Annotated in this window: 16 protein-coding genes; 6 read left to right on the top strand and 10 right to left on the bottom strand. The window is 63.5% G+C overall.

What is annotated here, in order from left to right; genetic code table 11:
• The first annotated feature begins 32 nt into the window (after positions 1-32).
• Positions 33-605: a PAS and helix-turn-helix domain-containing protein gene (locus MYA_RS17755; RefSeq protein ID WP_034194877.1), complete on the top strand. Its 573-nt coding sequence runs from the start codon at positions 33-35 to the stop codon at positions 603-605.
• Positions 606-734: 129 nt separating this feature from the next.
• Here the strand turns inward: MYA_RS17755 and MYA_RS17750 are convergent, their stop codons facing one another.
• The 4 genes from MYA_RS17750 to MYA_RS17735 form a co-directional block, all read right to left on the bottom strand.
• Positions 735-1,907 (bottom strand): NAD(P)/FAD-dependent oxidoreductase, encoded by a 1,173-nt coding sequence (locus MYA_RS17750; protein WP_014724430.1) that lies wholly within the window; start codon positions 1,905-1,907, stop codon positions 735-737.
• A 144-nt stretch (positions 1,908-2,051) separates the two neighbouring features.
• Positions 2,052-3,203 carry a branched-chain amino acid ABC transporter substrate-binding protein gene (locus tag MYA_RS17745; protein ID WP_014724429.1) on the bottom strand — a complete coding sequence of 384 codons (1,152 nt, stop codon included), beginning with the start codon at positions 3,201-3,203 and terminating at the stop codon, positions 2,052-2,054.
• Positions 3,204-3,513: 310 nt separating this feature from the next.
• Positions 3,514-3,717, bottom strand: a complete 204-nt coding sequence (locus MYA_RS17740; RefSeq protein ID WP_014724428.1) for a CsbD family protein — start codon at positions 3,715-3,717, stop codon at positions 3,514-3,516.
• Between the two features lie 153 nt (positions 3,718-3,870).
• On the bottom strand, positions 3,871-5,391 hold the full coding sequence (locus tag MYA_RS17735) for a helix-turn-helix transcriptional regulator (RefSeq protein ID WP_014724427.1): 1,521 nt from the start codon (positions 5,389-5,391) through the stop codon (positions 3,871-3,873).
• A 384-nt stretch (positions 5,392-5,775) separates the two neighbouring features.
• Between MYA_RS17735 and MYA_RS31960 the strand changes: the two genes are divergently transcribed.
• From MYA_RS31960 to MYA_RS17725, 3 genes are all read left to right on the top strand, one after another.
• Positions 5,776-5,940 (top strand): hypothetical protein, encoded by a 165-nt coding sequence (locus MYA_RS31960; protein WP_006484627.1) that lies wholly within the window; start codon positions 5,776-5,778, stop codon positions 5,938-5,940.
• Between the two features lie 77 nt (positions 5,941-6,017).
• The gene (locus MYA_RS17730; RefSeq protein ID WP_041494066.1) at positions 6,018-6,368 is read left to right on the top strand and encodes a BON domain-containing protein; all 351 of its coding nucleotides are present in this window, start codon (positions 6,018-6,020) and stop codon (positions 6,366-6,368) included.
• 53 nt (positions 6,369-6,421) lie between these two features.
• Positions 6,422-6,619, top strand: a complete 198-nt coding sequence (locus MYA_RS17725; RefSeq protein ID WP_014724426.1) for a CsbD family protein — start codon at positions 6,422-6,424, stop codon at positions 6,617-6,619.
• 226 nt (positions 6,620-6,845) lie between these two features.
• Here MYA_RS17725 and MYA_RS17720 read toward each other — a convergent pair whose 3' ends face one another.
• On the bottom strand, positions 6,846-7,880 hold the full coding sequence (locus tag MYA_RS17720) for a DUF1338 domain-containing protein (RefSeq protein WP_014724425.1): 1,035 nt from the start codon (positions 7,878-7,880) through the stop codon (positions 6,846-6,848).
• 220 nt (positions 7,881-8,100) lie between these two features.
• Here MYA_RS17720 and MYA_RS17715 point away from each other — a divergent pair, with 220 nt between their 5' ends.
• Together MYA_RS17715 and MYA_RS17710 are read left to right on the top strand one after the other, a co-directional pair.
• Entirely contained in the window at positions 8,101-9,045 is a 945-nt protein-coding gene (locus tag MYA_RS17715) for a LysR family transcriptional regulator (RefSeq protein ID WP_014724424.1), read from the top strand.
• Between the two features lie 460 nt (positions 9,046-9,505).
• Complete coding sequence (locus MYA_RS17710; protein WP_014724423.1) at positions 9,506-11,134, top strand: NADP-dependent glyceraldehyde-3-phosphate dehydrogenase; 1,629 nt, start codon at positions 9,506-9,508, stop codon at positions 11,132-11,134.
• Positions 11,135-11,243: 109 nt separating this feature from the next.
• On the opposite strand, the gene MYA_RS17705 is transcribed toward MYA_RS17710, so the two are convergent.
• The 5 genes from MYA_RS17705 to MYA_RS17685 form a co-directional block, all read right to left on the bottom strand.
• The gene (locus MYA_RS17705; RefSeq protein ID WP_041494065.1) at positions 11,244-11,480 is read right to left on the bottom strand and encodes a hypothetical protein; all 237 of its coding nucleotides are present in this window, start codon (positions 11,478-11,480) and stop codon (positions 11,244-11,246) included.
• A gap of 70 nt (positions 11,481-11,550) precedes the next feature.
• Positions 11,551-12,015, bottom strand: coding sequence for a DUF2846 domain-containing protein (locus MYA_RS17700; RefSeq protein WP_014724421.1), 465 nt, complete (start codon positions 12,013-12,015; stop codon positions 11,551-11,553).
• 153 nt (positions 12,016-12,168) lie between these two features.
• Positions 12,169-13,284: a hypothetical protein gene (locus tag MYA_RS17695; RefSeq protein ID WP_148278581.1), complete on the bottom strand. Its 1,116-nt coding sequence runs from the start codon at positions 13,282-13,284 to the stop codon at positions 12,169-12,171.
• 531 nt (positions 13,285-13,815) lie between these two features.
• Positions 13,816-14,400, bottom strand: a complete 585-nt coding sequence (locus MYA_RS17690) for a hypothetical protein (protein ID WP_041494063.1) — start codon at positions 14,398-14,400, stop codon at positions 13,816-13,818.
• A gap of 273 nt (positions 14,401-14,673) precedes the next feature.
• Positions 14,674-16,428, bottom strand: coding sequence for a ShlB/FhaC/HecB family hemolysin secretion/activation protein (locus MYA_RS17685; protein WP_014724418.1), 1,755 nt, complete (start codon positions 16,426-16,428; stop codon positions 14,674-14,676).
• Positions 16,429-16,788: the final 360 nt, after the last annotated feature.

Raw genomic sequence — 16,788 nt, 5'->3', positions numbered from 1 at the left:
CGGTTCGAACGTCGTTCGGGCCGGGCGACGGGATGCCGACCATGACCGACACGATGCCCAGCCTCGACTACGAAGATCTCTTCAGGCACCTGCCCGTCGCGGCGATCGTGGCGAAAGAGCGGATCATGGTCGAGTGCAACGAGAAGGCGCTGCAACTGTTCAGGGCGACCCGCGACGACATCATCGACCAGTCGTTCGCGAAGCTCTATCCGCAACAGAAGGACTTCGCGACGACCGGCCGCCGCCTTGCGCCGCTGCTCGCGAAGCATGCCGGCTTCAGCGACGACCGCATCATGCGGCGGGTCGACGGCAGTCATTTCTGGGTCACCGTCCGCGGCTTCGGATACAACCCGAAGCGGCCGTTCGAGCTGGCCGTGTGGACCTTCACCGATCTGTCGGAAAACTCCAAGCATCCCGATGTCACCGGCACGCTGACCGATCGCGAGCGCGACGTCGCCGCGCTGCTGGTGCATGGCCTGACGAGCAAGGAAATCGGCAAGGAGTTGAGCATCAGCCCGCGCACCGTCGATATTCATCGTGCGAGTTTGTTGAGGAAGTATGAGGTGCGCACGACGCATGACCTGATTGCGTGCTTGCTGGCTTGAGCGTCCCGCCCGGTCCCCACTGCGCGCTGCACGGCCGCCGCGGACGAAAAAAAGCCCGGCAAAGCCGGGCAAATCAGATCGAGATCCGAGGAGAACCCCGCCCGGACCACGCCAGGCGGGCGCGCCGCACTACACGACGTTCTTTTCGACGATCGGCCGGTTTTCCAGCACACGCTCCCAGCCGAGCGACGACAGGTCGAGCGTTTCGTACCGCCCGCCCAGAATCAGTTCACTCACGCCACGCCCCGTGGCAGGCCCCTGCTGCAGCCCGTGCCCGCTATACCCGTTCGCGAACACGACGTTGTCGAGCTCGGGGTGATACCCGATGATCGCGTTGTGGTCGAACACGTTGTACTCGTAGTACCCGGACCAGCAATTCTCCACGCGCAGCGCCTCGAACTCCGGCACGCGGTTCGCGAGCGTCGGCCAGATCACCTCGTCGAACAGATCGTGATCGACCTCGTCGAGCGGCAGATCGTCGGGATCGCGATCCGGGCTCGGCGACGTCCCGCAGATATACGTGCGCCCTTCCGGCCGGAAATACACGCCGGTCGGATCGATCAGCAGCGGGCAATCAGCGAGCTTCGCCGGCGACGACACGTTGAAGATGCTGCGGCGCCGCGCATACACCGGAATGTCGATGCCCATCATCGACGACAGCGTGCGCGTCCACGCGCCGGCCGCATTGACGAGCGTGTCGCATGCATGGCGCTCGCCGTCGTTCGTCACCACGTGCGTGATCTTGCGGCCGTCGCGCACGACGCCGGTCACGTCGGCCGCCACATAGCGCGCGCCGAGCGCCTGCGCCTTCTTGCGCAGCGCCTGCACGAGCCCGTAGCCGTCGAACCATCCTTCGCCGCTCGCGCCATAAGCGCCCGACACGAGATCGTCGACGTTCAGCCACGGGAACTTCGCACGCAGCGCGTCGCGGTCCAGCAGATGGATATCGGCGCCGAGCCGCGTCTGCAGCGCGTGGTTTTCGCGCAGCGTCGCATCGCCGGCCGGCGTCGCGAGGAACAGGTAACCGCCTTCATGCAGATCGATCGACGGCTGCGTTCCGTCGACTTCGAGCCGTTCGCCGATATTGCGCAGGAACGCGATGCCGAACAGCGACATCTCGATCGACAGCGGCGTCGAGAACTGCTGGCGGATCGACGCGGCCGACAGCGCCGACGACGACTTCGCATAGGTGGGATCGCGCTCGATGACGGTCACGGAAACCGTCGGATCGGTGGCGCGCAGGAAATAGGCGATCGAGCTGCCGATCACACCACCGCCGACGATGACGACTTGAGAACTCACGACTGACTCCAGTTGCACATGAAAGGCGCGGCCAGCCGGCCGCGCCCGAAGGTTGTTCGTGCCGCGTCGCGCGCATGGTGCGCGCCCGATCGTTGCGGCTATTTCAGCACGTCACGCCGCGCCGCGAAAGAGCGCGTGCGGCGCTCAATCGGCCGTCTGCGTGGTGACCGGCTGCCACGCGGCGTTCTTCACTTCATACAGCGTCGAGCTCGGGTTCTTCAGGTCGCCCGTGGTCGTGAACGCGATCGTGCCGGTGATGCCGTCGTAGCGCGTGCTCTTGAGCGCGCCGTTGAAGTCGGCCGGCTTCGCCGAATTCGCCTTCTGCATCGCATTGATCGCGATCCAGGTCGCGTCGTAGGCGAACGGCGCATAGGCAAGCATGTCGACGCCGTACTTCTGCCTGAACTTCGTCTCGAACTGCTTGCCCTTCGCGAGCCGTGCGAGCGGCTGCCCGTACTCCCACACGGCCGCGCCTTCGGCCGCATTGCCGGCGAGCCTGATGAAGTTGGCGTTCATCACGCCGCCGCCCGCGAGGAACTGCGCGCGCACGCCGAGCTGGCGCATCCGCTTGACCAGCATCGCGGACTGCGCATCGAGCCCGCCGAAGAACACGAGGTCCGCGTTCGCGCTCTTGATCTTGGTGAGCTGCGCGCTGAAGTCGACGGCCTTGTCGTTCGTGAATTCGCGCGCGACGATCGTGCCGCCCGCCGCCTTCACCGCCTTCTCGAACTCGTCGGCTTCGCCCTGACCGAACGCAGTGCGGTCGTCGATGATCGCGATGCGCTTCGCCTTGGTCACGCCCGCCGCATACGCGCCGGCATTGCCGGCGTTCTGCGCGTCGGTGGCGATCACGCGATACACGGTGCCGAGCCCGGCGCGCGTGATGTCGGGATTGGTGGCCGACGGCGTGATCATCGGAATGCCGGCCTTCGCGTAGATCTTCGAAGCCGGCAGCGTCGTGCCCGAATTGAAATGGCCGATCACGACCGCGACCTGCGCGTCGGTCAGCTGCTGCGCCGCCTGGACGCCGATGCGCGGATCGCTCTGGTCGTCCTGCGACGCGACGACGAACTTCACCGGCTTGCCGCCGAGTGTCGGCCGCGCCGCGTTCGCCTCGTCGACGGCCATCCGCACGCCGTTCTCGATGTCCTTGCCGTAGGCGGCGCCGCTGCCGGTCAGCGGCACGGCCACGCCGACCTTGACGACCGCTTCCTGCGCGTGAGCCGCGCCGGTCTGGAACGCGAGAAGCGCGGCGGCCAGCGCCATGCCGGAAAGCGAGCGAGTGCGGAACGTCATCGGCGAATCCTTTCTTTTATGGGTCGGGGCACGGGGCGCGGCTATCGCGCGCGCAACAGGTGAGCCGATTGTGGGTAGCCAATACGCGTGCCGCAAACGAAATATCGGAACTACGTTGTGAGGAATTGTCATCACCGACGGTATGGCCGACGACGCGCCGGCCCGCGCATGGACGGGCCGGCAACGAAGTACGTCGGGTCGAACGCGCGCCGGTACGGTGGCAAGCCGCGGCGCGCGGTGATGCCGTGGAAGAATCATCACCGGCCGAGGGGCGATGAGGCGCGCCGCGACGCTGCCGCCGGCGCAGCGCTCAGTGCCGGTCGATATGCGTATCGATGCCCGTATGCCTGCGCACCGCGTCGGCCGCCTCGCCGGCTTGCTCCTGGAGCTTCCCGGCCTGCTGTTCGGCGACGCCCTCCGCTTCCGTCTCGCGGTCGCCGGTCACCTTGCCGAGCGCTTCCTTGACCGAACCCTTCACCTGTTTGAGCTTGCCTTCGATGCGATTTCTATCCATGGTCGTCTCCTGCGATGAGTTGAGGGAGAGTCGGCCGCACGGCCAGCGCGCCGTGCCGCCGAGGGGACAGGATCGCAGCCGCGCGCAATGCGCGGCAGATGCGGATGCATCATCGTGGCTGGTGCATTCGCACCGATCGCATACGGGACGGCGTCAGTCGCCGCCCTTGTCGGTGCGCGCGACGTTCGGATCGGCCGCGCCGACGACGCCGCGCTCGCGCGCCCATACGATGGCCTCGCCGCGGCTGTGCACGTCGAGTTTCGCGTAGATCGTCGCGACGTGATTGCGGACCGTGTTCGGCGCGAGGCCGAGGCGGCCGGCGATCTCCTTGTCGGCGAGGCCCTGACACAGCAGGTCGAACACGTCGCGCTCGCGCGCGGTGAGATCCGACAGCTGCGGCCCCGCGTCCGGCGCATTCGCGCGCCGCACGTTCGCGAGCTTCTCGATCAGTGTGCGGCTGAACCACGACGCATCCTGCATCGCCGTCTCGATCGCATAGACGAGCTCCATCTCGGTGCGCTTGCGGTCGCTGATGTCGAGCAGCGCGATCAGCACGCAGTCCTGGCCGTGAATCGCGACCGGGTCGGCCGACACCACGCAATCGCGCAGGTCGCCTTCGCGCGTGCGGATCTGCACGTCCGCGTTGCGCACGCCGCCGTCGCGCGCGAGCTGGCCGTCGAGCTGCTCGCGCGCGCCGCGCTCGGCCCACAGACCAATTTCGTCGGCGGACTTGCCGAGCAGGTCGTCGCGCGGATGGCCGGTCATCGCGACGAAGGCGTCGTTCACGTCGAGCAGCACGAAGCCGTCGGCCGTGACGATCGCGGTAGCCACCGGCGCCATCCGGAACGCCTTCGCGAAGCGCTCCTCGCTCTGCCGCAGCGCAAGCTCGGCCTGCCGGCGCGGCTCGAGGTCCATGAAGGTGAACAGCATGCATGCTTCGCCGTTCATGTCGATCGGCTGCCCGGCAACGACGACCGCATTCGGGCTGCCGTCCGCGCGTTTGACCACGGCCTCCATCTGCGGAATGGTCGCGCGCTCGGCGAGCCGCTCGATCGCCAGTTCGCGCCGCTCGGCCTGTTCGAGCACGTCCACTTCATAGACGGAGCGGCCGAGCACTTCGTCGCGGGCGTAGCCCGTCATGTCGAGAAAGCCCTGATTGACCTTCACATAGCGCAGATCGTCGAGCCGGCAGATCGCGGCCGGCGCGGGGTTCGTGTTGAAGGTGCGCTCGAAGCGGTCCTCGGCGCTCGCCCATTCGGTTGCGTCGTGCAACACGAGCGCGAGGCAATCGGGCTCGCCGGCCGCATTCGTCAACACGAGGCTGCGGATCCGGTGGACCCAGCTCACGTTCGCGTCGGCGGCCGATTCGACTTCGACGGTCACGTCGCTGAACTGCTCGCCCGCGATCACGCGGTCCATCGGATAGTGGCCGTGACGCACCGGACGATTGTTCCGGTAGCGCAGCCGGAAGCGCGCGCGATACTCGGTGACGTCCGCGCCCAGCTCGGCGAGCTCGGTCACGCCGTGCATCGCGAGCGCGGCCTCGTTCGCCCACACGATGCGCTGGTCCGGTTCGATGAGGATCACGCCCTCGGTAAGCCCCGCGATGATCTGATGTAGTTGGCGCCGATCGGTATGCGACTTGAGCGCCTGTTCGTTCACTCGTTCGTCCATTGAATGATGGTCCACGTGGTCTGCATGGTTGCCGGCCGCGTCGCGCCCGCGCGGGCATGCGCCGGGCCGGTGGATGCCGCGAGGAGCCGGCGCCGTCGCTACGCTCGACGCGCGCCGATGCACCCCGCGCAATAGTACATTCGCGCCGCGCCGCCGCTGCGTGCGCGAGCGCGCCACGCGCGCGCAGCCGCGCTGCGCCGCGTGCGGCGGGCGCTTGCGCAGGTACGAAGCACGCGTCGTTCCTGCCCCGCCGTTCCGTCCCCATGCAAACGCACTAGCGCATCCGGTGAATTTGCGCGATGTGCGCGTGCGTTCTCGTCGGTACGCTGGTAACACATCGGCGCTCCCGCGCTGCCCAGCAACACCGCAGAGGAGGACATCCTGATGAAGCTGCATCAGACACCCGATCCGACGCGGCCCGAACCGGCCCCGGACAATCCGCCCGAACCGGCGCCGGGCACCGACCCGCCGGTGCCGTTGCCGCCCGACGTGCCGCGCCCGGACATGCCACCGCGCGAGCCCGGCTACGACACGCCGATCGCACGTTGACGGCGAGCCGTCGCGCGATCCCTATCGACCGTACGACCGCAGCATTTTTTCAACCATAAGATCGAAGGAGAACATCGATGAACAAGACCTCGCATCTCTCGACCGTCCTCGCGATCAGCGCGTCCTTCCTGCTCTGCGCTGCGCCGCTCACGCATGCCCAGACCCAGGCGTCGTCGACCGACAGCAGCATGACCAGCGAGTCGAATCAGCCGGTGACCGACACGTGGATCACCACCAAGGTGAAGAGCGAACTCGCCGCCACCGACGGTGTGAAGAGCACCGACATCAGCGTGAAGACCGTCGACGGCGTCGTCACGCTGACCGGCGTACTGCCGACCCGCACCGCAGTGAAGAAGGCCGTCGCCGTCACGCGTTCGATCAAGGGCGTGAAGCACGTCGACGCGGCGGGACTGAAACCGAAGGCGTGAACCGTTGCGCGCCCGAGCGCCGCACTTTTTTCCCCTAACTCGAGGAGCAAATGATGAACGAAGACAAGATCAAGGGCCAATGGAAGCAGCTCACCGGCAAGGTCAAGGCGAAGTGGGGCAAGCTGACCGATGACGATCTGGCCGTCGCCGAAGGCAACCGCGACTATCTGGTCGGCAAGATCCAGGAGCGTTACGGGATCGCCCGCGACGAAGCCGAGCGACAACTGAAGGACTTCGATAGCGGGCTGTAACGAACCGGTCGTCATACCCCGCCGCGACGCGCTGCGCGTCGCGGCCACGTGGAGGACAACGACATGGGCAAGTACCTGATTGCATGGCTGCTCGGCGTGCCGCTGGGCGTGCTGGTGCTGTTCTACCTCGTCATGCACCTGTTCTGACCGATTGCGCAGTCCATTCAACGCCAACGGGCCGGCGGCTGTCCTCAGCCGCCGGCCCGTTCTTCGATGAGTAGCGCGCTTATGCCTGCTTCGCCGCGTTCGCCGTCATCTTGAAGATGCCCTGCGCGTTGCCCGCATCGAAACGCAGGTCGGTCACCCAGCGGCGCGTCGCCTGGTCGAACGTGCGACGGCGCGTGATGAACTCGTAGAACGAGCCCGGCACGTTGCGCTTGACCGTGCCGCCGTCGCGCGTGCGGAACTCGCGCTCGACGACGTCCGCGCGGTAGGCCGTCTGGAACACGCGGCCCGAGCGCGAACGCTCGACTTCCGGCTTCATCGGCCGGCCCTTCGCCTTCTCGTCATCGGACAGCTTGAACACGTCGGCCACGCGGTCGGTCGCATGGTTGAACGCGTTGCCCTCGGTCGCGATCCAGGCCATCTCGGCGGATTCGAGCAGCAGCGTGTCGTAGTCGAGCTCGCTCGGCACATCGTGCTGGCGCGCGAACGCGCCGACGATCTCGGGCAGCAGCGCGTGCGCCGCATCGATCGGTAGCCAGCCTTCGCGCTCGATCTCCCACAGCAGCGCGACGGCCGCCGGCGACAGCGGATCGCGCGACGATCTCACCACGTTCGTCACCGCCTGCTGGAATTCCTTCGAGAAACGCTCCGGATGCAATTCGCTGACGAAGAACTGGGCGATCTCGTCGGGCGCGTCTTCGTGCGCATAGGCGCGGCCGGTCATGCCGAGCTTGTCGAGCGGATAGCGGCCGTTCAGCCGGAAGCCGAGCGGACGCAGGATGCGCGTGAACGCCGCCTCGCCCGGCGGCAGCGCGCCCGTATGCGGCCAGCGCACCGTGCGCAGCGCGCCATGATCGAAGTAGACCGAGCCGCCGCCCTCGACCGCGTCGGCCGTGTACGCGCGCCCGTTCGCCGAACGCTCGAGCAGCCCTTCGAACAGCGCCATGTTCATCGCCTGCGCGATTTCCGCGCGCGTGACGACGTCGGTTTCCCATTCTTCGAGGATGGACGGCATGTTCAACGTCGCGAACAGGGCGTCGGTCTTTGCCTGTCCCAGCAGCCGGGTCAGCAGGCTTTCGATATTCGGATTGCGCATCGGGTTTCTCGGTTCGGGGCATCGCCGGCAAACGCGCCGGCCACTCGGCGGCCAGGCACCCACTGGCGCGCCTGGCCTTGCGTAGGATGCATTATTCAAAGGCTTGCAGCCGCCCGTAAAGCGAGATTAAATTGAGATGTGATGAGTTTTTGGAATCAGTCGGCGTTCTCGCCGCTGTGGGCCGCCCCTGCGGCCCCGTTCGTCGGACACAACGAGCATCATGCGCAAATTCAAGATTCCCAACATGGGGGCGCTCGTGGCTTTCGAAGCCGCAGCGCGCCACGAGAGCTTCACGCACGCGGCGAAAGAGCTGTTCCTCACCGAAAGCGCGGTATCGCGGCAGATCGCGACGCTCGAAGCGAGCCTCGGCGTGCGGCTGTTCGCGCGCGTGAAGCAGCGCGTGGTGCTCACGCGCGCCGGCAAGCTGTACGGCACGCAGGTGCGGCGTGCGCTCGAAGCGCTCGATCGCGACACGCTGTCGATCATCGCGCACGGCAGCGGCGGCGGCTACCTGGAGCTCGCGGTGCTGCCGACCTTCGCGTCGCACTGGCTGATTCCGCGCATCAAGAGCTTCTACGACCGCACGCCTGACGTGCGCGTCAACATGGGCAGCCGCACCGATCTGTTCTCGTTCGAGGACACGCATTTCGAAGCGGCGATCCACTACGGCAAGCCGACCTGGCCCGGCACGTCGTCCGACTACCTGTTCGGCGAAGAAGTCGTGCCGATCTGCGCGCCCGCGCTGCTCGAGCGCCCGGTCGAACGCGTGGAGGATCTGCTCGCCTATCCGCTGCTGCACTCGACGACGCGCCCCGGCGCGTGGGCGCAGTGGTTCGAGACGCATGGCGTCGAGGACATCCGCACGATGCAGGGCGTGCGCTACGAGCTGCATACGATGCTGATCAGCGCGGCGGCGGCCGGGCTCGGGATCGCGCTGGTGCCGAAGTTCTTCGTCGAGCAGCAGTTGCAGCAGCTCGGGCTGGTCGTGCCGTGCGATGCCGCGACGGTCGGCGATTCCGCGTACTACCTCGTGTATCCGACGGAGTTCAGTCACAGCAAGCCGCTCGAGTCGTTCCGCGCGTGGTTGCTGGAGCAGGCGAGCGCATATGCGGCGCCCGGACGCGACGCGCTCGGCGACGCGGAGGATGACGAAGACGTGGCGTGACGGCGCCGTGGCGCGGCAGGACCCGGTGCGCGCCGGGCGGGCAACCCCACCCCGGCGCTCCGGGCAGCCGATCTTGCTTCGGCAACGCGACGGACCTTGCTTCGCTCGTTGACTTCGTGTGTTTTCTCTCAGGTTCCGGGCATTTTTGCTTCGTCGCGTCGGGCCATTATCCGCCCAAAGCGGCCGAAGTGAAACGTTTGCGCATGCGGCGAACGCGCAATTCCGCGGATTCCGAAAAATTCCTACAAAGCGCTTACGCTCGAGACGCCTGCGTTCTGCACTGGTTGCAATCGGCGCGGCATTCGCTTTTAATGGAACTGGTTCCAATCTGCGTTTCGGTGGTCGATCTGCATGACGCCTCGTCGTGCGCGCGTCATGATGGCGGTTCAGGATCGCCTCCATTCGGCCCAGGATTGCGCATCGCTCCCGTCCTTCCGGACACCTGTCAAACGAGACCGTCATGCCCGACTCCGCTTCGCTGCAGCAGCTGTTTCCCGCTCATCAGGACATTCCCGCCGAGTTCCGTCTCGCCGCGCCGATCCATCAGCGCGTATCGTTGGTCGACGGCGAACTGCGCGCGTGGGACGGCGCCACCAAGACCGTGCTGTCGCCCGTGTGCGTGCGCGAAGCCGACGGCAGCGTCGCGCAACTGGAGATCGGCAGCTATCCGGTGATGGGCGAGACGGAAAGCGACACGGCGCTCGACGCCGCGGTGCGCGCGTACGATTCGGGCCGCGGCGAATGGCCGACGATGAAGGTCGAGCAGCGCATCGCGTGCATGCAGGACTTCATCCGGCGGATGGTCGCGCAGCGCGAGCGGGTCGTGAACCTGATCATGTGGGAGATCGGCAAGAGCCTTGCCGATTCGCAGAAGGAGTTCGATCGCACCGTCACCTACATGACGCAGACGATCGATGCGCTGAAGGAGCTCGACAACGCGAACTCGCGTTTCGTGATCGCCGAAGGCACGATCGGGCAGATTCGCCGCACGCCGCTCGGCGTCGTGCTGTGCATGGGCCCGTACAACTATCCGCTGAACGAGACCTTCGCGACGTTGATCCCCGCGCTGCTGATGGGCAACACCGTCGTGTTCAAGCCGCCTCAGTACGGCACGCTGCTGTTCGAGCCGCTGCTCGACGCGTTCCGCGCCGCGTTTCCGAAAGGCGTGATCAACACCATCTACGCGCCGGGCGCGGTGGTCGTGCCGCACATGCTCGCCTCGGGCAAGATCAACGTGCTTGCGCTGATCGGTTCGAGCAAGGTCGCCGATCACCTGAAGAAGCAGCATCCGAAGTCGCACCGGCTGCGCGCGATTCTGGGCCTCGATGCGAAGAACGCGGCAATCGTGCTGCCCGATGCCGACCTCGACCTCACCGTCAAGGAATGCCTGCTCGGCGCGCTGTCGTTCAACGGGCAGCGCTGCACGGCGCTGAAGATGCTGCTCGTGCATCGGTCGATCGTCGACGAATTCCTGAAGCGTTTCACCGCCGCGCTCGAGCAGTTGAAGATCGGCATGCCGTGGGAGAAAGGCGTCGGCATCACGCCGCTGCCGGGCATGCACCGCACCGCGTACATGACCGACGCGATCGACGACGCGAAGGCGAAGGGCGCGCAGGTCGTCAATGCGTCGGGCGGCGAATTCAGCAAGACGCTGTTCTATCCGGCCGTCGTGTATCCGGTGTCGGAAGGGATGAGGCTGTATCGCGAAGAGCAGTTCGGGCCGATCATTCCGGTCGCGCCGTTCGACGACGTGGAGACCGCGCTCGACTACGTGACGACGTCGGAGCATGGCCAGCAGGTGAGCATCTTCGGTTCAGATCCGGCGCAGATCGGCGCGCTCGTCGACCCGCTCGTGAACCAGGTGTGCCGCGTGAACATCAATTGCCAGTGTCAGCGCGGGCCGGACGTGTTCCCGTTCGCGGGGCGCAAGGACTCCGCGGAAGGCACGCTGTCGGTGACCGATGCGCTGCGTGCGTTCTCGATCCGCTCGATGGTCGCGGCCAAGCAGACCGACGGCAGCAAGCAATTGCTCGACTCGATCGTGTCGGATCACCACTCGAAGTTCATCAACACGGGCTTCATTTTCTGACGTGCGGTTGGAGTGGTGCGGTGGGCGCTCGCGCGTGGGACGTGCGCGGCGCGAGCGCTACCGCGAGATGCCCGTCGGGCGCTGGAGTACGCCTGCCAGGGTTGCCGGTCTACGAAGCCAGCACGACGCCCGTAGTCAGCGCGGCAAGCCCCGCGGGCCAACATTGAATCAACACGCGCCCCGCACGCTCGCGCCGCGCGTACGCCCACAGATAGAACGGCACGAACATTCCCACGATTCCCTTGACAGGGTTGGTGAGAAAAACATGAATCCCGATTCCGATCTGCGAAAGAATGATCGACGCCAAGCCGACAATGATCAGAATCGATCCCAGTGAATGCGTCATCGCACGTCTTCTCCAGTGAAGAACGCCCGCTTGCGCGGGCGTGGTTGCAAGCGCTAGCAGCAATACGCGGTCACTTGGCAGTATCAGGCTGATCGGACTTCAGAACCGTCAGCTTCGATTCTTTCACGCCGGTTTGTCCGGTGACGTCGTCGACGAGTTGGAGCTTGTTGCGGGCGTACATGACGCCCATCTTGACCTCCTGCCATACGTAATAAATCTTCCCTGCGACCGTATCCACGTCCAGCGTCGAGTCGTTTTCAGCCATCGACACCAATTGATGGTGACCGGGGTCGACCTCGCTATACAGGTAAGTCCTCGCGCCCGTCGTGCCGAGAATCTTCCCGTCGAGCGTCACCGGCATCTTGACGGCCCCGCCCATGCTCTCGTTTCGATACACGTAAATCGCGGCCTTATCGTGCGGAGCGTTGAAGGTCTTCAGCTCGGCATCGCGCTGCGGATCCCCCATCGGTACCGACGCACAACCGGCCAGAATCGACAGTGAAACGCCGATCGCGAACAATTTCTTCAATTTCATTTTTAATGGTCCTCGTTTTTTGACAGCTAACCCCGAATCATTTTTATGCGCTGGTCGATCCATGCGTATGCCGGCTACCGCTCAATGCCTGTTGGCGTTTGCGACGCATTATGCACGACATCTTTTTAAAGCCGTCTTTACGTCCACCGCGCCTTATTGAAGGACGCGTTTGCCGTACACCCATTCGATACTGCCGTAAGGCGCAATCCCATCGAGGATACGCAGCCTGCTGCGCGCGGCGTCGGCATCGCCTTTGACGAACTTCGCATAAGCGCCGAGATAGAACTGCTCTTCGGCTTCCGCCTCCTGGCGCTCCTCGCCGGACAACCCGGCATTGACGATCGAAAGCGCCTTCAGCGCGTCCTCGCCCTGCCATATGCGCAACAAGACTCCGTATTGGTTCTTGTCGTTCGCGACGTGGTAAGTCGCGTCCCGTTCGAGCCGCGGATTCGCCAACGCGGGATCATGGGCACGAGCCATGATGTAGCGGTAGACCAGCGCACGGTACGCATAGAAGCTCGGCCCTTCCAGCGGAGCCTCGGCATCGGCCAATGTATCGATTGCCGCCTTCCATTGCTGCAACTGAATATGCGCGAAAGTGGCCGTGACGAATCCTTCGGTATAGGTACCCAGTACACCGACGCGTGCAAGTTGTGGGTTGCGCGCCGCGAACTCGCGCGTCTTTTCTATTTCCGGAGCCAGAATCGAGAGCGCCTGCTGCGGATCGTTCAGCGAGAACAATATGCCGGCTTTCGTGGCGATCAAATCCTTGCTTTTGGCGGGATCGGCCAATTGCAACGCCTCGTTGATTCGCGCAAGTGCTGCGTCGGATTCGCCGAGGGAATCGAGCGCGGCGGCCTCGTCCTGCAACGCCGACGCCTTGTCGAATGCCGAATTTGCAGCCGCCTCGTGTATCCGTGCAGCCGCAAGCGCCTGTTCGTGCTTCGCCCGGAGCGGATTACCGCCCATCGAAGCTCTGAGATCTCGCAGTGAGCAATGAAGCGGACGCCCCACGGAAACCGGATGGTCGCGGACCGTAATATCCGTCATGCTCTGCGAACAGCTCTGCGTGCCATCGAACGCAAAATTGACGTGATACACGTGCCCCTTTTCCGGCACCAAAGCGGTGACGAACGGTCCGCACGAATCCGAACGGCGGTCCATATCGTCGCCGTAGAGACCCTTGACCTGGATTTGTACGCCGGGCTTCACGTTTACCGCGCGCGACGTCTCGGTTCTGAGGACAGCCTTGTTGAGCTTCTCGGTCAAGCTCGCAATCGACGGCAGTAGTGCTCCCCGCCCGCTATCGAAGACGGCTCCGACCGATTGGAATCCGGTGCATGCCTGATCCGACGTGCTTGTCGAAAAGCCCACCGCCATGGGCATGCCGCTCGTCGTAAAGACGATTCTTGCACCATCCTTCGGAGCGTCAGCGGCGAGGTTCGTCGGTATAGAAGTATTTCTGCCTTCCTGCACCGCGGTCCTGCGTGATGCTGCGTGCTTGGTCGCACACCCCGTGATCAAGAGAATTGACGCTAATGCCGCGCAAACGGATCGCGTCAAGGTTGTTTTGGTCGTTCGCATGAGTTTGGTTTGGTGATTTATGTCTGAATTTCGATTCACCCCATGTGCGAGTCGAATCGTATCAAAGTTCGCCAATATCCTCATCACGCGATTTGCGACGATAAGCGGCACCTCGGTTGATGTCCGAGTTGCGTTGGCGATTTTCAAACTTGCGTGATGGCGGAGCGCCACCACGCAAGCCAATACCTCGACCGTCAGGTCATCAGAAACGTGTTGTCACTTCGTCAGTCGAACGACGTACAAACCGGAATCCTGCGCATTCGCGCTCAGACTGTAGTTCGGTGCAGTCGCGTACGATGCGCCCTGGGTCAGCTGCTTATAGACTACGGTCGAGCCGGACACGTCGGCGAACTCGACAACCGGCGGATTCGGATTCGGAACGGTATTGGTCGTGAAATTCAGCGTCAGTGTCGACGATGCCATCGCGTGGAGATCGCCCGAAGATTTCACCTCGTAGATGTAGTTTGCGGTTACGCCGGCCGGCGCCGGATCAGGCTTGCCCAGACAGATGGTCAGGTCTCCGGTCTGGCCGCTCGCAGGTGTCTTGACCGTCAGCGTCGCAATGCCGTCATCGGTCGTCAGGTTGAGGTTGGCGTTCGCGATGACGCTGTTGTTCGACAAACTGAGTTTCTTGTAGGTCGCCGGGCAGGAAAACGCCGCGGTCGTCGTTGTCGTAGTTTGCGACGTCGAGCCGGCCGAATTTCCCGACGCCGCGCTGCCGCCACCGTCGCCACCGCCACCACATGCAGCGAGCACGACCATGGTGCTCATAAGACCAATCAATGCTGACTTGTTATTCATCGCTTCTCCGCAATTGTTAAATAGTTCTAAATACAACACCTACACTTCACCTGTCCGATTTTCCCTAACTCGCACAGCGTGATTCACGCATAAAAAGCGCGTGGCGATGTTGATGCCACGCAAGGCGCCCAGGCTCAAAATGAGCGCGCAGACGCAACCAATCAGCGGCGAAACGTCAATCAAATACCGTGTGTCGCTCTTGCTTCACGGTAATTCTCGATTCGACGCAAAGTACGTGCATACGCTCGACTGTGACCTGCAAGGGCTGCCCGCTCAAAACTGCGAAGTCAGCTGGAATCCAAACGTGACGCGCGCAGTGGGAAAGCCCGAGGGTTTATAGATCGGCGTACCGGCAAACAGGTCATACGCGTAGGCGCCGAAGCGCGTCCCGATGCTTCCCTTCACGCCGATAACAGCGCCGGCCAACTGCGTGCCGACGAGCGCGATCGGCTGTGGTCCCCATACGCGGCCGTAGTCCAACCCTGCGTAAATCGCTTGACCCGTCTGGCCGATCGGCATCTGCAACTCGTTACGCCAGTAGAAACCGCGCGACGAGGCGAGCATCGTTTCTCCGTCGAAGCCGCGCACCGTGTATCGGCTACCGATCGTCATGTCGTCGAGGTAGTACAGGGTGTTCCCCGTATACTGGCCGTGGAACGTACCGACATAACGGAACGGCTGTTTGCTAATCACGAACGGCACCGACAGGTTCGCGTCAAGCACTGCCATCTTGAAGCGATACGTTGGGCCAGCTGCGAGCATGTCATCCTGCGCGCCGAAACCGCCGACGCCCTGCCGATAGGCGGCCGAGCCGTCGAACTGCGCGCCATCGAAATAGTGACGATCTGTCACGCCGAGTTCGATGATCGTGTTGTTGCGGCGTTGTTGAGAAATCTCGGTGTCCTCAATGAAACTCTGACCAAAACGGCGCGACAGCCGGAAGTACCCACCGAACACGTCATTCTGGCTGCGTGCCAGGACTCGGGCCAGTTTGAAATCGACTGTCTTCGAGTTGCCGCTCGCGATGAATGTCTGATTCACGCCCGCGATCTGCTGGTAGTACGTGTTCGTGCTGGCGGACAGCGTAGCCGCCCAGTAGCCCCACGGAATCGTATAGAAACCGTTCCAGCCGTGCGAGCCGAGGCGCTTGTCGCCGAACTCGAGGTCTTGGCTGACGCCGACGTTGAGCATGTCGTTCAGCCCGAGCGGGTTGTCGATGCCGACCGACAGATTGCCTTGCAGCTTGCCGGTGGCGCGGGTGCCAGAGTTGTCGATCGATGCGACGACGGTCCACGGCTTGCTGCGCTTCACGTCGAGCACTACGTCGCTTTCGCCGGGCAGAGCGCCCGGAACGATTTGCATCGAGACGTCCTGACTCGACACGCGCTTCATTTGCTCGAGACCTTGCTCGAGATCGCGCAGGTTCAGCACTTCGCCGTCGCGGGTCGGGAAGGCGGTTTTCCACGTGCCCCGCAGTTTTTCATCGGCGAAGCGCACGTGACGAATCATGCCGGGAATCAGCGAGAGTTTGAGCGTGCCGGTTGATAGGTCTTGCTCGGGAACGAGCACGCGCGTCGTGACATAGCCTCGCGCAAGAATCGCCTGGGACAGCCCCTTGATGAGCACGTCGATGCCTTGCTTACCAACGCATTGGCCTTCGTAGTGGTTCAGCCAATCGTGCGCGAATGCGAAGCGATCCATCGGAAGCGTGGATGCGCCTTGAGCTTTCGCTGCGTCGGGCAATGACGGTGGAACGTCAAGCGTAAAGCGATCAATCCGGAAACACGGTGTTTCGGTAGGAAGCGCCGGATATGCTTCGACCTTCGGCACATCGGAACGCACGGATGGGGCGCGCACGGCCGCGTCGCGCTGCTGCACGTCACGTTGCTGCTGTACCTGCCGATCCTGTTCTGCGTTTGCGCGTGCTGCGGCCGCCTGATCAGTCGGCGTCGCGGCCTGCTGTGCGTGTACTCCGATCGACATTAAGGCTGAAAACTGGAATACCGCCAGCCGTTTCACTATTTCCATTATTTATCCCGCGTCTTCCTTCCTGCGTAACGCAACGTTCGATTACCTCAAACATATCTACAGGAATGCTTCATTCCTCGCTGATTTTCCCGATCAAATCCCGATCGACTCGCAACTCCCCAATGCCACCCGGATCGAATTTCGCGTCATCAGAAAAATACCAAACAAATCAACACCACCATTACAGCACCAAACAATGACTCCACGAAATTACATGCCAATATTTCGCTCAGAGTATCGTTAAAAATCGCAAATAAAAATCAACAGATAGCTCTGTCAAAAATACGCCAGTCTAAAAATTCAATTAATTCCCCGCATTGAATAGCCCGGAGTGTGTCCGTGGGTGAAGCCGGACCCGCA

Origin of the sequence: Burkholderia sp. KJ006, from assembly GCF_000262695.1 — a bacterium.
In the GTDB taxonomy this organism is placed as follows: domain Bacteria; phylum Pseudomonadota; class Gammaproteobacteria; order Burkholderiales; family Burkholderiaceae; genus Burkholderia; species Burkholderia vietnamiensis.
The sequence above is the reverse complement of the archived record's forward strand: the minus strand, read 5'-3'. Positions and strand labels throughout refer to the sequence as shown.

Excerpts from the sequence above, each read along its gene's own strand:
- MYA_RS17755 (WP_034194877.1), top strand. The coding sequence starts at position 33 with ATGCCGACCATGACCGACACGATGCCCAGCCTCGACTACGAAGATCTC.
- MYA_RS17745 (WP_014724429.1), bottom strand. The coding sequence starts at position 3,203 with ATGACGTTCCGCACTCGCTCGCTTTCCGGCATGGCGCTGGCCGCCGCG.
- MYA_RS17740 (WP_014724428.1), bottom strand. The coding sequence starts at position 3,717 with ATGGATAGAAATCGCATCGAAGGCAAGCTCAAACAGGTGAAGGGTTCG.
- MYA_RS17735 (WP_014724427.1), bottom strand. The coding sequence starts at position 5,391 with ATGGACGAACGAGTGAACGAACAGGCGCTCAAGTCGCATACCGATCGG.
- MYA_RS31960 (WP_006484627.1), top strand. The coding sequence starts at position 5,776 with ATGAAGCTGCATCAGACACCCGATCCGACGCGGCCCGAACCGGCCCCG.
- MYA_RS17730 (WP_041494066.1), top strand. The coding sequence starts at position 6,018 with ATGAACAAGACCTCGCATCTCTCGACCGTCCTCGCGATCAGCGCGTCC.
- MYA_RS17725 (WP_014724426.1), top strand. The coding sequence starts at position 6,422 with ATGAACGAAGACAAGATCAAGGGCCAATGGAAGCAGCTCACCGGCAAG.
- MYA_RS17720 (WP_014724425.1), bottom strand. The coding sequence starts at position 7,880 with ATGCGCAATCCGAATATCGAAAGCCTGCTGACCCGGCTGCTGGGACAG.
- MYA_RS17715 (WP_014724424.1), top strand. The coding sequence starts at position 8,101 with ATGCGCAAATTCAAGATTCCCAACATGGGGGCGCTCGTGGCTTTCGAA.
- MYA_RS17710 (WP_014724423.1), top strand. The coding sequence starts at position 9,506 with ATGCCCGACTCCGCTTCGCTGCAGCAGCTGTTTCCCGCTCATCAGGAC.
- MYA_RS17705 (WP_041494065.1), bottom strand. The coding sequence starts at position 11,480 with ATGACGCATTCACTGGGATCGATTCTGATCATTGTCGGCTTGGCGTCG.
- MYA_RS17700 (WP_014724421.1), bottom strand. The coding sequence starts at position 12,015 with ATGAAATTGAAGAAATTGTTCGCGATCGGCGTTTCACTGTCGATTCTG.
- MYA_RS17690 (WP_041494063.1), bottom strand. The coding sequence starts at position 14,400 with ATGAATAACAAGTCAGCATTGATTGGTCTTATGAGCACCATGGTCGTG.
- MYA_RS17685 (WP_014724418.1), bottom strand. The coding sequence starts at position 16,428 with ATGGAAATAGTGAAACGGCTGGCGGTATTCCAGTTTTCAGCCTTAATG.